The sequence below is a fragment of the Cupriavidus nantongensis genome (assembly GCF_041726985.1).
GTDB lineage: Bacteria > Pseudomonadota > Gammaproteobacteria > Burkholderiales > Burkholderiaceae > Cupriavidus > Cupriavidus nantongensis_A.
Genome location: NZ_CP168303.1, coordinates 3064865 through 3082159, shown reverse-complemented (window position 1 = coordinate 3082159; position 17295 = coordinate 3064865). Strand labels below are relative to the sequence as shown.

At 69.9% G+C, this 17295-nt stretch carries 11 protein-coding genes; 7 read left to right on the top strand and 4 right to left on the bottom strand.

Features of this window, described 5'->3' with window-relative positions; translation table 11 throughout:
• Nucleotides 1–54: 54 nt before the first annotated feature.
• Complete coding sequence (locus ACEI37_RS25485) at nucleotides 55–1203, bottom strand: metallophosphoesterase (RefSeq protein WP_373378656.1); 1149 nt, start codon at nucleotides 1201–1203, stop codon at nucleotides 55–57.
• 240 nt (nucleotides 1204–1443) lie between these two features.
• Between ACEI37_RS25485 and ACEI37_RS25480 the strand changes: the two genes are divergently transcribed.
• The 4 genes from ACEI37_RS25480 (at nucleotide 1444) to ACEI37_RS25465 (ending at nucleotide 9891) form a co-directional block, all read left to right on the top strand.
• Nucleotides 1444–3861, top strand: a complete 2418-nt coding sequence (locus ACEI37_RS25480; protein WP_373378655.1) for a carbohydrate-binding family V/XII — start codon at nucleotides 1444–1446, stop codon at nucleotides 3859–3861.
• A gap of 203 nt (nucleotides 3862–4064) precedes the next feature.
• Nucleotides 4065–5264: an efflux RND transporter periplasmic adaptor subunit gene (locus ACEI37_RS25475; RefSeq protein ID WP_373378654.1), complete on the top strand. Its 1200-nt coding sequence runs from the start codon at nucleotides 4065–4067 to the stop codon at nucleotides 5262–5264.
• Complete coding sequence (locus tag ACEI37_RS25470; RefSeq protein WP_373378653.1) at nucleotides 5261–8446, top strand: efflux RND transporter permease subunit; 3186 nt, start codon at nucleotides 5261–5263, stop codon at nucleotides 8444–8446. The genes ACEI37_RS25475 and ACEI37_RS25470 overlap by 4 nt, the downstream gene beginning before the upstream one ends.
• Entirely contained in the window at nucleotides 8443–9891 is a 1449-nt protein-coding gene (locus ACEI37_RS25465) for an efflux transporter outer membrane subunit (RefSeq protein WP_373378652.1), read from the top strand. The genes ACEI37_RS25470 and ACEI37_RS25465 overlap by 4 nt, the downstream gene beginning before the upstream one ends.
• A gap of 120 nt (nucleotides 9892–10011) precedes the next feature.
• On the opposite strand, the gene ACEI37_RS25460 is transcribed toward ACEI37_RS25465, so the two are convergent.
• From ACEI37_RS25460 to ACEI37_RS25450, 3 genes are all read right to left on the bottom strand, one after another.
• Nucleotides 10012–11370, bottom strand: a complete 1359-nt coding sequence (locus ACEI37_RS25460) for an MATE family efflux transporter (protein WP_373378651.1) — start codon at nucleotides 11368–11370, stop codon at nucleotides 10012–10014.
• The gene (locus ACEI37_RS25455) at nucleotides 11363–11878 is read right to left on the bottom strand and encodes a winged helix-turn-helix transcriptional regulator (protein WP_373378650.1); all 516 of its coding nucleotides are present in this window, start codon (nucleotides 11876–11878) and stop codon (nucleotides 11363–11365) included. Before ACEI37_RS25455 ends, ACEI37_RS25460 begins: the two co-directional genes overlap by 8 nt.
• 133 nt (nucleotides 11879–12011) lie before the next feature.
• Nucleotides 12012–12926 carry a LysR family transcriptional regulator gene (locus tag ACEI37_RS25450; RefSeq protein ID WP_373378649.1) on the bottom strand — a complete coding sequence of 305 codons (915 nt, stop codon included), beginning with the start codon at nucleotides 12924–12926 and terminating at the stop codon, nucleotides 12012–12014.
• Between the two features lie 123 nt (nucleotides 12927–13049).
• Between ACEI37_RS25450 and ACEI37_RS25445 the strand changes: the two genes are divergently transcribed.
• The 3 genes from ACEI37_RS25445 (at nucleotide 13050) to ACEI37_RS25435 (ending at nucleotide 17215) form a co-directional block, all read left to right on the top strand.
• A complete protein-coding gene (locus tag ACEI37_RS25445; protein WP_373378648.1) occupies nucleotides 13050–14543 on the top strand; it encodes an acyl-CoA synthetase in 1494 nt (497 codons plus the stop codon).
• 52 nt (nucleotides 14544–14595) lie between these two features.
• A complete protein-coding gene (locus ACEI37_RS25440) occupies nucleotides 14596–15621 on the top strand; it encodes a Bug family tripartite tricarboxylate transporter substrate binding protein (protein ID WP_373378647.1) in 1026 nt (341 codons plus the stop codon).
• 103 nt (nucleotides 15622–15724) lie between these two features.
• Entirely contained in the window at nucleotides 15725–17215 is a 1491-nt protein-coding gene (locus ACEI37_RS25435; protein WP_373378646.1) for a chloride channel protein, read from the top strand.
• Nucleotides 17216–17295: the final 80 nt, after the last annotated feature.

Genomic DNA, 17295 nt, shown 5'->3' with positions numbered 1-17295 from the left:
CGAGCAAGAGAACCAGGTCTGCGGGCCTGGTTTTTTTATGGTGCTGGCAGTTTTCTAGTTGGCTCGCACCAACCTTACCCGCGTAATCTCCGACGGCGCCCCGAACCGCTTCGGCGGTCCCCAATAGCCGGTGCCACGGCTGATATAGATCCATAACGATCCATGCCGCACCAGGCCGGCGGTGTACGGCTGCTGCATCGGCACGAACAGGTTCCACGGCCAGAACTGGCCGCCGTGGGTATGGCCCGACAGCTGCAGGTCGAAACCGGCTTGTGCCGCCGCGGGCGCGGTGCGCGGCTGGTGGGCCAGCAGCACGCGCACGCCGGCGTCGGCGGGGGCGCCGGCGATGGCGCGCTGCGGGTCGCTGCGGTGGCTTTCGTGAAAGCGGCCGGCGGAGTAGTCGGTGACGCCGCCCAGCACCAGCGCATTGCCGTCATGCCGCAGCACCACGTGCTCGTTCATCAGCACGCGCACGCCCAGGCGGCGAAGTTCCTGGATCCACGGCTCGGCGCCGGAGTAGTACTCGTGGTTGCCGGTGACGAAGTAGGTGCCGTGGCGCGCCTTGAGCCGGGCCAGCGGCGCGGTGTGGGCCGACAGTTCGCGCACGGTGCCGTCGACCAGGTCGCCGGTGATGGCGATGGCATCGGCCTGCAGGCTGTTGACGCGGTCGACGATGCGGTCGAGGTAGGGCCGCTTGATGGTGGGGCCGACGTGGATATCGCTGATCTGCGCGATGGTGAAGCCGTGCAGCGCATCCGGCAGGCCGCGTACCGGCACGTCGACCTCCACCACGCGTGCCAGCCGGCGTGCGTTGACGTAACCCGCCAGCGTGACCAGCAAGGCCAGCAGCGGCACCGCCACGGCGCTGCCGGCGGCCAGGCCGGGCGCGCGCCACCCCAGCAGCTGCCCCGCCAGCCAGGCGGCGGCAAGTGCCACGTCGCGGACCAGCGTCAGCACCAGCAGCGATGAGAAGAATCCCATGGCGAGCATGCCGATCCAGGACACCAGGTCCGACCACGGCTGGTTCACGCGCCGCGCCAGCAGTCCCGCCGGCAGCAGCGCGCAGGACAGGGCCAGCCAGGCCACCGCCAGCGCCTTGACCGCCATCGGCGCCGGCATCGCCGGCATCAGCCGCAGCCCGATATAGCCGTGCAGCAAGGCCGTGACGAGCGCCGCGGTGAGGATGGTGGTGCGTGGAGGCATGGGCGGGACGCAGGGTGGAGTGACCAGAGATGAGGCCGTGCCGGGCCGCTTCAAGGGCCGGGGCGTCGCGGCCTGGTCCCGGCGGCTGATCTGTCTTTTTTCTGACGCATCCTGAATGTTTTCAAATCGGATTGTTCGCGTTGACGGGCTACTCTAGATTCGCGCAATGGGCCGCCTGTTGTGCAGCATCCTGCCCGCGCATGCCGGCAGCCGGCAGGCGGCGCCCTCCCGGAGAAACCCATGTCGTTTCGGATAAAGCAGACCAGCGCGCTGGTTGCGGCCGCCTGGCTGGCGCTGGCCCCGCTTGCTGTGGTGGCCGCCACGCCGCCCAAGTCCTCGTCCGCGGCGGCCACGGCGCCCCTGACCTGGCCGCGCAACTTTGATACGACCACCGACCATGTCGAGCTGTACCAGCCCCAGATCGAGACCTGGGAGGGCAACCGCCTGGCCGGACGCGCCGCGGTGGCGGTCGGTGACAAGGCGGGCTCGCCGACCTACGGCGTGGTCCATTTCTCGGCCACCGGCGATATCGACAAGCCCTCCGGGCTGGTGCAGCTGAGCCGGATCACGGTCGACAGCGTCGAAGTGCCGACCCGCCCCGACGCCGCCGACCGCGTGCGCCAGGCGCTGGTGTCGCGCCTGCCGGCCAACGGGCTGACAGTGCCGCTGGACCAACTGCAGGCCAGCTATGCGGTGTCGCAGCAAATCGCGAAAGCCGGCCGCGTCGCGGTGCGCAATGACGCGCCGCAGATCCTGTTTGCGACCACGCCGACGCTGCTGGTGCTGGTCGACGGCGAGCCTGCCTGGCGCGCCGTGCCGGGAACGTCGTACGAACGCGCGCTGAACAGCCGCGCGCTGCTGCTGCGCGCGCCCGGCGGCGAGCTGTGGCTGAAGGCGGCCGGCTATTGGTATCGCTCGGAATCGGCCGGCGGCGCCTGGGAGGTGATGACCACCGTGCCCAAGGCGCTAGAGAGCGCGGCCGGCAAGGCCGCTGCCGGCATGAAGCCCGATGCGATGCTGCCTGCAGATGGCAAGCGCCCGGCGCGCGCCCCGGCCATCCTCTTCGCCACGCAGCCGACCGAGCTGGTCGTGACCAGCGGCGCGCCGCAGATGGCGCCGGTCAGCGGCGTCAGCCTGCTGACCATGGCCAACGCCGACCACGCGGTCTTTGTCGATCCGGCCGCCAACCAGTATTACGTGCTGGTCTCGGGGCGCTGGTTCCGCGCGCCGATGCTGACCGGGCCGTGGCAGTACGTGCCCGGCAGCCAGCTGCCGGCGGACTTTGCCCGCATTCCGCCCACCGATCCCAAGGCCAACGTGCTGGTCTCCGTGCCGGGCACGCCGCAGGCGCGCGAGGCCGAGATCGCCGCCACCATCCCGCAGACCGCCACGGTGTCGCGCAGCAAGGCCAGCCTGACGGTGGCGTATGACGGCGCGCCGCGCTTCGTGCCGATCACCGGCACCTCGCTCAGCTACGCGGTCAATACCGGCACGCCGGTGATCGAGGTCGACGGCAGCCATTACTACGCGGTGGCCAACGGCGTCTGGTTTACCGCGCCGGCACCCGCCGGCCCGTGGCAGGTCGCCACCCCGGTGCCGTCGGCGATCTATACCATCCCGCCGACCTCGCCGGTGTACTACGTCACCTACGTGCGCATCTACGCCGTCACGCCGCAGACCGTGGTGGTGGGCTACACCCCGGGCTACATGGGGGTGGTGGTGAGCGCCGAGGGCACCGTGGTCTATGGCACGGGCTATGTCTATCCGCCCTACGTGGGTGCGGTCTATTACGGTTATCCGGTGACCTATGGCTACGGCGCCGGCTTTGGTATCGGCCTGGCCGAGGGCTTCGCCTTCGGCTTCGCCGCGGGCGCGTTCTGGGGTGCGGCGTCGCCGTACTGGGGCCCGTACTGGTGGGGCGGCCCGTACAACTGGAACTACGTCAACGTGAACCAGGCCAACTTCTACGGCCGCTGGGGCCAGGGCACGGTCACCCACGCACAGGGCTGGAACGCCTGGACCGGCACCGAATGGCGCGGTACCGCGGGCGCCGGCTACAACCCGGCCACCGGCGCGCGCTACCAGGGCAGCCGCGGCGCCGCGTTCAACCCCTATTCCGGCGACTACGCAGCCGGCCACCAGGGCGCCTTCGCCAACCCGTCGACCGGGCGCGAGGGCGCGGCGCGCGGCGGCGTGGCCGGCAACACCTACACCGGCGACTATGCGGCGGGACGGCAGGCGGCGGGCTACAACGCCCAGACCGGCCGCGTCGGCGCCGCCGAGGCCGGCATCGCCGGCAATACGCAGACGGGGCAGCACAGCGCCGGCAGCCGTGGCTTTGTCGCCAACCCGGGCAAGGACAACGCGGTGGTCTGGAACAACGGCAATGTGTATGCCGGGCACGACGGCTCGGTCTACCAGCATACCGACAGCGGCTGGCAGAAGCACACCCCCGGCGGCTGGGAGCCGGTGCAGCCCGGCAACGACGCCACCGCCAGGCTCGAGCAGCAACGCCAGGCGCGCGAGATCGGCCAGCAGCGCCTGCAGGGCACAGCGCACGCATGGCAGGGGCGCGGCTTTGGAGGCGGTGGAGCCGGATTTGGTGGCCGCGCCGGGGGCTTCCGCGGCGGCGGCTTCCATGGCGGTTTTCGTCGCTGAAGCGATGGCGGCAGCGCGCTGACCGGCGCTTTCGAAAGCAATAAAGACGTCGACAAAAGAATTGAATTGGCGCGCGGGGGGGCCGGGCCTTACCCTGCCGGAGAGAAGGGGAGCGCGGCTGGCAGGCCGGTGCGGCGGAAGAGGGCCGAACACGGCGTCCGCCCGCAGCCATCGCATGCATAACCATGGCGGGAGAGGGATCCGTGAATACTGCATTCCATTGGCGCGGCGCGCTCGGGCTGGCTTGCGCCATGACGCTGGCCGCCTGCGGCAACGACAAACCGGCGGCGCACGCGCCGCCGGCGGCCGAAGTCAGCGTAATCACCGTGGCGCTGCGCGACGTGCCCATCGTCTACGACTTTGTCGGCCAGACCCAGAGCTCGCAGCAGGTGGAGATCCGCGCGCGGGTCAATGGTTTTCTTGACCAGCGCGTCTATACCGAGGGCGCGGTGGTCAAGGCCGGCCAGACCATGTTCCTGATGGATCCCAAGCCATTTGCCGCGGCGCTGGACGCGGCCAACGCCGAGCTGGCGCAGCAGGTGGCGCGGCTCAAGACCGCCAATGCCGACCTGGCACGGGTACGCCCGCTGGCCGAGCGCAACGCGCTGAGCCAGCGCGACCTGGACGATGCGACCGGCAAGCAGCAGTCCGCCGCGGCCGCGGTCGAGGCGGCCCGCGCCAACGTCACCAATGCCAAACTCAACCTGGGCTACACCACCATCAAGTCGCCGGTCACCGGCGTGTCCAGCTTTGCCAAGAAGCAGGCGGGCAGCTATATCGATCCGTCCAACAGCCTGCTGACCTACGTCGCCAAGCTCGACCCGATGTGGGTCAACTTCAGCCTGTCCGAGAACGAGGTGTTGTCCGCGCGCACCGGGCAGGAGTCTGGCGCGCTCAGGTTCCCGGCGCAGGGCGCCTTCGACGTGGTGATCGTGCTGGCCGACGGCAGGCAGTTCCCGCATCACGGCAAGATCACCTTTGCCGATGCCGCCTTCAACGCGGAAACCGGCACCTACATGATCCGCGCCGAGGTCGCGAATCCCGACGGCACGCTGCGCCCCGGCCAGTTCGTGCGCGTGAAGCTGCACGGCGCCGAGCGCACGAAGGCCATCGCGGTGCCGCAGGAAGCCATCATCCAGGGCCCGCGCGGCCAGCAGGTGTGGGTGGTCGGCCCGGACAACAAGGCGCAGCAGCGCGTGGTCGAGGCCGGCCAGTGGAGCGGCGACAACTGGATCGTCAGCACCGGCCTGAAGGCTGGTGAGCGCGTGGTGGTCAGCGGCATGTTGCGGCTCGCGCCCGGGGCCCCGGTGCGGCCGGTGGAAGCCACCGCGGCGCGGCCCGCCCCCGCGTCCGCGCCGCCACCCCAGCCCCAGGCTGCCGCCGGCGCCGGGGGCAAGCCATGAAGCTATCCCATTTCTTTATCGACCGGCCGATCTTCGCCTCGGTGCTGTCCATCATCATCGTGGTGGGCGGCCTGGTGGCGCTGACCAAGCTGCCGATCGCACAGTTCCCCGAGATCACGCCGCCGTCGATCACGGTCAGCACCAAGTATCCGGGCGCCAGCGCCGAGGTGGTGGCACAGAACGTGGCCGCGCCGATCGAGCAGCAGGTCAACGGCGCCGACAACATGATGTACATGAACTCGTCGAGTTCCTCCACCGGGGACATGACGCTGAACGTGTATTTCGAGATCGGCACCGACCCGCAGCTGGCGCAGGTGGACGTGCAGAACCGCGTCAACCTGGCGCTGCCGACCTTGCCGGATGCGGTCACGTCGCAGGGCGTATCGGTGCAGAAGCGCTCATCGGCGTTCATGATGGTGATCGCTCTGTATTCGCCCGACAACAGCTACGACCAGACCTTTGTCGGCAACTACGCCAACATCTATGTGCTGGACGCGCTCAAGCGCATTCCCGGCGCCAACCAGGCGTCGATCTTCGGCAGCCCCGACTACGCCATGCGCATCTGGCTGCGGCCGGACCGGATGGCGTCGCTCGGCATCACCGTGGAAGACGTCAAGAATGCGGTCAGCGCGCAGAACCAGCAGTATTCCGCCGGGCGCATCGGGCAGTCGCCCACCGACGGCGAGGTCAAGCTGACTTTTCCGATCGCCACCAAGGGCCGCATGACCGAGCCCGCCGAGTTCGAGAACATGATCCTGCGAGCCCAGTCGGGCGACGCCGCGCTGGTGCGCCTGAAGGACGTGGGCCGGGTCGAGCTGGGCCAGAAGGACTACTCGCTGCGCAGCCGCTACAAGGGCAAGACCGCGACGCTGATGGCGGTCTACCAGCAGCCCGGCGCCAATGCGCTCGACGTGGCCAAGCAGGTGCGCGGCACGCTGGAAGAGCTGAAGAAGTCGTTCCCGCCCGGACTCGAGTATGAGGTGGCGCTGGACACCACCGAGTTCGTGCAGGAGTCGATCGGCGAGGTGGTGCACACGCTGCGCGACGCGGTGATCCTCGTTATCCTGGTGGTGTACCTGTTCCTGCAGAGTTTCCGCGCCACGCTGGTGCCGATCCTGGCGGTGCCCGTGTCGATCATCGGCGCCTTCGTCGGCATGAGCATGTTCGGCTTCTCGGTCAACATGCTGACGCTGTTCGGCATGGTGCTGGCTATCGGCATCGTGGTCGATGACGCGATCGTGGTGATCGAGAACGTCGAGCGCAACATGACCGAGTTCAACCTGCCGCCCAAGGAAGCCGCCAAGCGCGCCATGGATGAGGTCAGCGGGCCGGTGGTGGCGATCGTGCTGGTGCTGCTGGCGGTGTTTATCCCGGTGGCGTTCCTGTCGGGCATCACCGGGCAGCTCTATAAGCAGTTCGCGGTGACGCTGGCGTTTTCGGTGGTGCTGTCCGGCGTGGTGGCGCTGACGCTGTCGCCGGCGCTGGCGGCGATCCTGCTCAAGCCGGGCGAGCAGAAGAAGAACCGCTTCTTCCGCTGGTTCAACGCCAAATTCGACCGCCTGATCGAGCGCTATGACGCCGCCAACCAGGCGGTGATCCGGCGCACGGTGGTGTCGCTGGGGGTGATCGTTGCGATGCTGGCGGCGATCGGGCTGATGTTCGCGCGCATCCCGTCGTCGTTCCTGCCGGTGGAGGACCAGGGCTACTTGCTGGGCGCGGTGATCATGCCGGATGCGGCCAGCCTGGACCGCACCCAGGCGCTGTCGCGCCGCGCCGAGGACTGGTTCGCCAAACAGCCGGGGGTCGCTGCGGTGGCGGCGCCGACCGGCTTCAGCCTGATCGATTCGCAGAACAAGTCCAACGCCGGCACGCTCTTTGTCTCGCTCAAGGGCTTCAATGAGCGCGGCGACGGCGAAAGCGCGGCCGACCTGATCGCCAACGCCAAGAAGGAGTTCTCCACCTACCAGGACGGCGTGGTGATTCCGATCAACCCGCCTTCCATTCCCGGCCTGGGCACCACCGGCGGCTTCGAGTTCTGGCTGCAGAGCACCGGCGACGGTACCTACCAGCAACTCGAGGCCAGGGTGCGCGCCTTCATCGCCAAGGCGCACGAGCGGCCCGAGCTGACCGGCGTGAACTCCACCATCAACACGCGCTCGCGCCAGCTGATGGTGGAGGTCGACCGCGAGCGCTCCGAGACCCAGGGCGTGCCGGTGGAGCAGGTCTACTCGGCGCTGCAGACCATGTTCGGCTCGCTCTACGTCAGCCAGTTCCCCAAGAACAGCCGGCTGTTCCAGGTGATCCTGCAGGCCGAGCCCGACTACCGCTCGCGCCCGGAGGATATCGACAAGGTCTACGTGCGCAACCGCAACGGCGAGATGGTGCCGATCAAGGCGGTCACCACCGTCAGGTACGTGCCCGGAGCCGACATCGTCACGCGCTTCAACAACTTCCCGGCCGCCAAGATCATGGGCGACGCCGCGCCCGGCTATAGCTCGGGCCAGGCGCTGCAGGCGATGGAGGACATTGCCAGGGAGGTGCTGGGCGAGGGCTACAGCTATTCCTGGAGCGGACAGGCGTATGAGGAAAAGACCGCGGGCTCGACTGCGGTCTATGTGTTCGCCTTTGCCTTGCTGATGGTGTTCCTGATCCTGGCAGCGCAATACGAGAAGTGGTCGTTGCCGATCGGCGTGCTGCTGGCGGTGCCGTTCGCGCTGTTCGGCGCGCTGCTGGCGATCCTGATGCGGGGCATGCAGAACGATGTGTACTTCCAGATCGGCCTGACCGTGCTGATTGCGCTGGCGGCCAAGAACGCCATCCTGATCTTCGAGTTCGCGGTGGAGATGCGCCACAAGGAAGGCCTGAGCGCCTACGACGCCGCGCTGCACGCGGCCAGGCTGCGGCTGCGGCCGATCATCATGACCTCGCTGGCGTTCATCCTCGGCTGCGTGCCGCTGGCGATTGCCAGCGGCGCGTCGGCGGCCAGCCGGCAGTCGCTCGGCACCGGCGTGATCGGCGGCATGCTGGGGGCCACTGTGATCGCGCTGTTCTTTATCCCTCTGTTCTTCTGGGGCCTGGAGACCATGTCCGAGCGCAAGCCCAAGGCCAAGGGCGCCGCGCCGACTACCACTACACCACCCACAACGCCACCGGCCACGCCGCCGACCGGAGAGCCGTCATGAGCGCGCGCCACAAGCTGGCCGGCGCCTGCCTGGCCGCGCTGCTGGGCGGCTGTGCCATCGGCCCCAACTACCAGCGCCCCGAGACCCCGGACCCGGCGCAGTACCGCCTCGACACCGGCGTGCTGACGGTCGCCGCCGACAGTGGGTGGTGGGACAGCTTTGGCGACCCGGTGCTCAATGCGCTGGTGGAGGCGGCGCTGCGCAGCAACTACGACGTGCGCATCGCCGCGGCCCGCATCGACGAGTTCCGTGGCCAGCTGATGGTGGCGCGCAGTGGCTTCTTCCCGCAGCTGGGGCTGTCCGCGTCGGCGGCGCGCCAGCGTGCCGGCACCTTCAACGGCACGCCGTTCGCCGGTCTCGACGGTCCGCGCAATTCGTACCAGCTGCTGGCCAATGCCAGCTGGGAACTAGATCTGTGGGGGCGCATCCGGCGCCAGGCCGAGGCCGCCGAAGCCGAGTTGTGGAATGCCGAGTACGGGCGCCGCGGCGTGGTGCTGGCGCTGGCGGCGTCGGTGGTGCAGGGCTATGCCACGCTGCGCGGGCTCGACGCGCAGCTGGAGATCGCGCAGCAGACGCTGGCGTCGCGCGCCAGCGGGCTGGATATCTTCCGGCAGCGCTACCAAGGCGGGGTGATCTCGCAGGTGGAACTGGCGCAGGCGGAAAACGACTACTACTCGACCGAGGCGTCGATCCCGCCGCTGCGCGCCGCCATCGCCCAGACCGAGAACGCGCTGTCGCTGCTGCTGGGGCGCGAGCCTGGTCCGGTCGAGCGCGGCAAGCCCGTGCACGACCTGCTGCCGCCGCCGGCGGGCGCCGACCTGCCGGCGGCGCTGCTGTCGCGCCGCCCCGACGTGCTGCAGGCCGAGCAGGCCGCCATCGCCGCCAACGCGCAGCTGGGCGCGGCGCAGGCGCTGTACCTGCCGGCGGTAAACCTGAGCGGGCTGTTCGGCGCCATCGCCAGCACGCCTGGCGCGCTGTGGCACAGCGCCTCGCAGGTGTGGGGCATCGGGGCCGGGCTGACCCAGCCGGTCTTCCAGGGCGGCGCCATCCGCGGCCAGGTGCAGAGCGCCGCGGCGCAGCGCCAGCAGGCCATGCTGGCGTACCAGGGCACGGTGCTGGCGGCGCTGGCCGACGTCAACAGCGCGCTCGCCAACAGCATCGAGACCCGCAAGCGGCTGGTCAGCCTGCGCCAGCAGGAGAAAAGCCTGCTGGTCTATGCCGACCAGTCCAGCGCGCGCTACGAGGGCGGCTATTCCAGCTACCTGGAAGTGACCACCGCGCAGGAGAAGCTGTTTGCCACGCAGCTGGCGGCGGTGCAGGGCCAGGTCGATGTGCTGACCGGCGCCGCCGCGCTGTACAAGTCGCTCGGCGGCGGCTGGCCCGCGGTGCCGCAAGATGTAAGAGAGGCGGGGATGCAGGGGGATGCGAAGGTGCTGACGCGGTAGCAGGGTTTGCGCACTGCAGCCGCCACCATGCACTGACACCGCCTGCGGAGGCTCCCCTCTCCCGCAAGGCGGGAGAGGGGAGCAAACCGGCGGCATGGCAACGCCTTCACGCTGCCAATCTCACCGCGCCGACCACTCCCCCTGCCTGACTCCCAGCGCCGTCACCACGCCATACGCGGTGATCCCCAGCGCCACGCCGAGGAAATGCCCGTCCAGGCCCATGCCGAACACATTGGCCAGGACCCAGCCGCCGCCCGCGGCCAGCGCGATCCGGCACAGCCCGGCCGCCACCGGCCAGCGCATCCGGCCCGCGCCCATCGATGCGAAGTACAGCGCCATGCCGAGCCCGAAGCCGCCGAATGCCGGCCCTACCCATGACAGCGCGCGCGCGGCGATGGCGATCACTTCGGGGTCATGGGTGAACAGGCTGGCAAAGCGCACCGGCGCCAGGCCGACGGCGGCGCCCGCGGTGCCGGCGATGGCCAGCGCCAGCAGTGCCCCCACCCATGCCGTGCGCCGCGCCGTATGCCAGTCGCCGGCGCCCACGGCGCGGCCGACCAGCGCCGTCAGCGCCGAGCCCACGCCGAACGCGAGCGGGATCATCAGGAATTCCAGCCGCGCCGAGATGCCGTAGGCCGCCACCGCGGCAGTGCCATGGTGGCGCAGCTGCGCGGTGACAAGGATGGTGGTCAGGTTGGCGACCGAGGCCAGCGCGCACGCTACCAGCCCCACCGACAGGATGCGCGCGAACAGCGGCCACGACAGCCGCACCCGCAGCACCGGCACGAAGCCCGCACCGCCGCGCGCGACCACGATCGCCATCGCCAGCGCCGCGGCCCACGACACCGCCGCCAGCGCCGCGCCGATGCCCGCCAGGCCCATGCCGGCGGGCTCGGCCAGCAGCCACGCCAGCAGCGGGAAGGCCACCCACATCAGCGCCAGTACGCGCGCCGCGAGCGCATGGCGGCCGCCGCCGCGCAGCACGGATGCCAGCGTGTTGGCCAGCCAGGCCGGGATCGCACCCGCGCCGAACAGCCAGATCGCATAGGTGGCGGCCGCGTCGGCGGCGGTGGCGCCGGCCACCGCGCCCAGCACCGCGCGCGGGAACCCGGCCAGCGCCACCGCAAACGCCAGACCGGCGATCACGGCAATCCACAGCGCATGCATCACCAGCGCCGAGGCATCGTCACGCTTGTTGGCGCCCAGCGCGCGCGCGATCGCAGCGACCACGCCGCCGCCCATGGCGCCGGTCGACATCTGCTGCAGCAGCAGCGCAAACGGCAGCACCACGGCCCAGCCCGCCAGAGCCGCCGTGCCCTGGCGCGCGGCCAGCCAGGTTTCGATCAGCTGGGCCACCGCCTGCAGCAGGGCGATCAGCGCGGTGGGCGCGGCCAGCTTGCCGATGCGACGGGCGATTTCGGTGGCCGGCACCGCGTCGGCGGGGAGGGTGCCGGCGGGCAATGCGCGCGTATCAGTCATGGCCGCTCTCCGGTGCGGCCGCTGCTGCCTCGGCGTCGCCGAAACGCCGGCGCAGGAAGCGGCCCGCGCCCGGGCCCGGCAACACGCGCACGTCGTCCAGCGTGATCGCGCTGCCGTCGGCGCGTGTCAGCGTGGGCTCGGCGATCTCGGCGCCGGTGCGGCGGTCCTGCAGCAGCGTCAGCGGTCCCTTGTCATCGGTCATCCAGCGGTCGGCCCAGGCCTTTAGCGCCACGTAGGCCGGGAAGAAGTCGCGGCCCTTGTCGGTCAGCTGGTAGACATGGCGGGCGCCGCCCTCGGGCGCGACGCGCGCCAGCAGCCCGTGCGCCACCAGCGTCTTCAGGCGCGCGCTCAGGATATTGGGGGCGATGCCCAGATTGCGTTCGAACTCGTCGAAGCGGGTGCTGCCGTAGAAGGCCTCGCGCAGCACGAGGATGGCCCAGCGTTCGCCCAGCACGGCCATCGAGCGGGCCACGGGGCAGGGCATCGCGGTGAAATCGGTAGGGGGCATGGGTCTCCGCCGTTATGTGCGACTTGCTTTCAGTTTGCAAGCTGGCTGCAGCATAGCTTGCAAATCGAAAGTTTGCAGGCAGGCCGATTCCATGAACTGGCGAAAGCGTGCGGTCACCGGCCAGTGGTGCCGGCTACTTCACCGCATCCCGGAATACCTCCAGCTTCGCCAGTTCCTCACGCAGGAAGCCGATCAGCGCGCGCGTCGCCATCGACGGATGCAGGTTGGGCGTGGTGATGATGAACAGCTTGTTGCCCAGCCCTTCCGGGCGCCAGTCCGGCAGCACCGGCACCAGGTGGCCGGCGCGGACTTCTTCCCAGCCGATATACACAGGCAGCATGCCGATGCCATGGCCTTCGCGCACGGCGCGCGCCAGGAACAGGAAGTGTTCGGACTGCAGCGTCGGCGTCAGCGCCACGTCCACGCGCTGGCCGTCGCGGTACAGCGACAGCGGGAACTGTCGCGGCGGGAACGGTGGGCACAGGAAGTTGCAGCCGGCCAGGTCCGGCGGCACTTGCACTGGCGCTATGCTGGCGAGGTACTGGGGCGATGCATACAGTTGCCAGCGGATATCGCAGATTTCCCGCGCCACGTGGTCCAGCGGCGGCGCCGAGGTGACCTTCAGCGCCACGTCGATCTCGGCTGCGATCAGGTCATTGACGCGGTTGGCGAAGAACACCCGCAGCGTGATGCCGGGATGCTTTTGCGCGAACTGCAGCAGCAGCGGCGCGATATAGGCGTCCCCTAGCCCTGTCGGCACGCTGACGCGCACATGGCCGCGCAGGGTGCGGCCCAGGCTGTCGATCTCGGCCTGGGCCGAGGCCACTTCCTGCAGGATGCGCACGCCGTGCTGGTACAGCGCATGGCCGGGTTCGGTCAGCTCCAGCCGGCGCGTGGTCCGGCGCAGCAGTTGCGCGCCCGCCTGGTGTTCCAGCTCGCGCAGCTGGCGGCTGACCTGCGAGCGCGTGACGCCGCGCCGGCGTCCGGCTTCGGCAAGATTGCCGGCATCGACGATGTCGACGAAGGCCTGGATCAGGTTGAGGTCCATCGGGGATTGTCTGCAGCATTGTCACGTATGGCGCAACATTGTGATTCCGCCCGGCCTGATTGTCGATGCGTGGCTACGCCGATACAGTGGTCGACTGACAGAACCCAGGCAAGGAGACAGCGGATGGCAACGGACCTTTGGTATCAAGACATGCACCGCAGCGGCGAGGACTTGCTGGCGCGCGGCGCCCGCCTGGCCGGCGGCCTGCGCGCGCTCGGCGTGCAGGAGGGCGACGTGATCGCGGTACTGCTGCGCAACGGCCCGGTGTATGCCGACGTGGTCCATGCCTGCCGCATCGCCGGCTGCTACTACTGCCCCATCAACTGGCACTTCACCGCCGAGGAAGTGCGCTTCCTGCTGACCGACAGCACTGCCAAGGTGCTGCTGGTGCAGGACGACCTGCTGCCCGCTGTGCGCGACGCGGTCCCGGCCGGCATGCCGGTGCTGTCGGTGGGCGGTCCTGCCGCGGGCGCGACTGAATATGAAGCATGGCTCGCGCAGCAGCCCGCCTATGACGGCCCGCGCGTGGCGCCGCGCGGCCATATGGCGTACACCTCCGGCACCACCGGCCGGCCCAAGGGCGTGGTGCGCCAGGCACTGCCGCTGGACGGGCTCGAGGAACAGCTGGCGCGCATGCGTTCGGTGGTGCGGCAGACCTACGGGCTGGAGCCGGGCTGCCGCGCGCTGATGTCAGCGCCGCTGTACCACAGCGCACCCGGCTCCTTTATCCAGAATGCGCTGCAGATGGCCGAGCGCCTGGTGCTGACGCCGCGCTTCGACGCCGAACAGGTGCTGGCGCTGGTGGAAAAGCACCGCATCGACGTGCTCTACCTGGTGCCGATCATGTACGTGCGGCTGCTCAAGCTGGCGCCCGAGGTGCGCGCGAAGTACGACCTGTCGTCGATCCGCTTCGTCGCCTCGACCGGCTCTCCGTGCGCACCCGAGGTCAAGCGTGCGATGCTGGAGTGGCTGGGCCCGGTGATCCATGAAACCTACGCCTCCAGCGAAGCCGGCATGATCACCGTGGCCACGCCGGCCGACGCCGCCGCGCGCCCGGGCACCGCGGGCAGGCCGGTCGACGACGCGCAGCTGCGCATCCTCGACGAACACGGCCGCGAGTGCGCGCCGGGCGAAATCGGCCTGGTCTACGTGCGCCAGCCCGCTTACCCTGACTTCAGCTACCGCAACAATGAGGCCGCGCGTGCCGCCATCGACCGCGACGGGCTGGTGACGCTGGGCGACATGGGCTATGTCGATGCCGATGGCTACCTGTTCATCTGCGACCGCGCCTCGGACATGGTGATTTCCGGCGGCGTCAACATCTACCCGGCCGAGATCGAGCACGAACTGGTGCGCTATCCCGGCGTGGCCGACTGCGTGGTGTTCGGCATTCCCGACGCGGAATACGGCGAGCGCCTGCTGGCCATGGTGCAGCCGATGTCGGGCGCCGAGCTCCGCGAGGCCGAGGTGATCGACTGGCTGCGCCAGCGGCTGTCCGGCTTCAAGGTGCCGCGCAGCATCGTGGTCGAGGCGCAACTGCCGCGCGATGAAACCGGCAAGCTGGCCAAGCGCCGGCTGCGCGACCGATACTGGGAAGGCCGCCAGCGCCGCGTCTGAGCGCACCGGTGGGACTGCGAAGCACAAGCCGATAACGACAGGAGGAGACGCGATGCAGAACAAACCGACCAAGACAGCCGGACGCAAGCCACGGCGCGCCTGGCTCGCCGCGATTGCGGCCGGCGCGGCCAGCGCAGGATGTGCGCTGGCGCTCTGGAGCGGCGCCGCGCAGGCGGCCTATCCCGACCGCCCGCTCAAGCTGGTGGTGCCGTACACGCCGGGCGGCTCGACCGACCAGTTCGGCCGCGCGCTGGCCGACGGCATGTCGCGCCAGCTCGGCCAGACCGTGGTGGTGGAAAACCGCCCCGGCGCGGCCACCATGATCGGCACCACCAGCGTGGCGCGCGCGCCTGCCGACGGCTACACCATGGTGCTGGCGACCAACGGCAGCATGGTGCTCAACCCGATGCTGTACAAGAAGATCCAGTACGACCCACCCAAGGATTTCCGCATCTTCAGCATTGGCGCCGAGGCGCCGCTGGTAGTCGTCACCAATACCCGCGTGCCGGCCGGCAATATCCGCGAGTTCGCGGCCTACGCCAAGGCCGAGGGCGGCAAGCTCAACTACGGCTCGGTGGGGCTGGGCAACGCGCTGCAGCTGGCCACCGAGATGCTCAAGACCGAACTGGGCATCGGCGTCACGCACGTGCCCTACAACGGCAGCGCGCCGGCGCTGGCGGCGCTGCTGGCCAACGACGTGCAGCTGATGGTCGATGTGGTCAGCACCTCGTTGCCGCATATCAAGGCGGGCAAGCTCAAGGCGCTGGCGGTCACCGGGCGCCGCCGCCTGGACGTACTGCCCGACGTGCCGACCGTGGCCGAGAGCGGCTATCCCAACTTCCAGGCCGCCACCTGGTTCGGCCTGGCCGTGCCCGCGCAGACGCCGCCCGAGGCGGTCGCCAAACTGCAGGCCGCCGCCGACCACGTGCTGAAGGACCCGCAGTTCCGCGCCACCTTCAGTGCGCTGGGGCTGCTGGTGCAGCCGCCGCGCACGCAGGCCGAGATCGACCGCTATCTCGAGGCCGACCGCGCCCACTGGGGCAAGGTGATCAAGGCGAACAACATCTCGCTGGACTGACGCGTCGGCCGGGCACGGCGGGACGAGCTGGCGATGGGCGTATAGTTCCAGCTCATCACGGCGGCGGGGTGAGCCCCGCCGGATGCCTGCGCCCGCCCCAGCCATGACCGATCGCGACCCCAACGATCCCAAGCCTGCCTCGTCATCGTCCGCCGCGCCGGGCGACAGCCCGGATCCCCCGGCTCAGCCCGACACCGGCACGCCGCCGCCCGATCCCCGCCTTCTGAACCAGATCAGCCGCCGTGCGCGCGTGGCGGCGTGGCGCAAGTCGCGCCAGGCCGGGCGCATCTCGCGCACCACGCTGCGCTATGCCGTGTTCATGTTCGGCGCCGGCTGCGTCGGTCTGTTTTCGCTGGTGTTCGCGTGGATCGCCGAAGTGGCGCTGCACTGGAACCGCCAGCTGACCCAGGCCACGCCCTGGCTCGCGTTCGTGATGCTGCCGTTCGGACTGGCCGCGCTGCGCTGGCTGACCGTCCGGCTGGCGCCGCAGGCGCGCGGCAGCGGCATCCCGCAGGTAATCGCGGCGGTCACCTTGCCGCCGTCGGGCCCGGCACAGACGCTGCTGGTGTCGTTGCGCCAGTCGATGTGGAAGGTGGTGCTGACCGCCGCCGCGCTGCTGGCGGGCGCCTCGGTCGGGCGCGAGGGCCCGTCGGTGCAGGTGGGTGCGGCGGCGATGCTGGCCTGGGGCCGCTGGTGCCAGGAGAAGCTGCGCTTTCGCATCGGCTTCCATCCCAACGCGCTGATCGCGGCCGGCGCGGCCGGCGGGCTGGCGGCGGCGTTCAACACGCCGCTGGCCGGGGTGGTGTTCGCGATCGAGGAACTCGGCCGCGGCACCGCGGTGCGCTGGGACCGCCTGGTGCTGTCAGGCGTACTGACCGCCGGTTTCCTGTCGCTGGCGGTGCTGGGCAACAACCCGTATTTCGTGGTCAAGGTGCCGATGCTGGGGCTGCATGAGGCCTGGGGTCCGGTGCTGCTGTGCGCGCTGGTCACCGGCGTGCTGGGCGGCGTGTTCGCCAAGGCGCTCAAGGGCGGCGTGCCGGCGCTGCTGCCGGCGGCGTGGCGCGACTGGTCGGGGCGGCATCCGGTGTGGACGGCGTTCGGCTGCGGGCTGGTGGTGGCAATCCTCGGCTGGGCCACCGCGGGCGCGACCTTCGGCACCGGCTACGAGCAGGCCGCGGCGCTGATCAATGGCGAATCGCAGGCCACGCCGTGGTTCGGCCTGGCCAAGCTGGCGGCGACCGTGGTGTCGTACTTCGCCGGCATACCGGGCGGGATCTTCACGCCCGCGCTGGCGATCGGCGCGGGCATCGGCGAGAACGTCGCGCATTTCGTCAGCGGCATGGCCGAGCCGCGCGTGCTGGCGTTGGTGTCGATGGCGGCATTCCTGGCCGCGGCCACGCAGGCGCCGATCACCGCCAGCGTGATCGTGATGGAAATGACGCGCACGCAGGACCTGACGGTGTTCCTGCTGGCGGCGTCTTTGCTGGCGTCCTTTATCTCGCGGCAGTTCTCGCCGCACCCGTTCTACCACCAGGTCGGCCACACCTTCCGGCGCGAGGCCCTGGCGCTGACGCGCAAGGCGCCGGCGGGGTAATGCCAGCGCCGTGGGCGGTGGGCAAGTGGCGGCGGCGCCGGCGTCATCGGGTAAGCTAGCGCACGCCCTTTGCCGTCGCG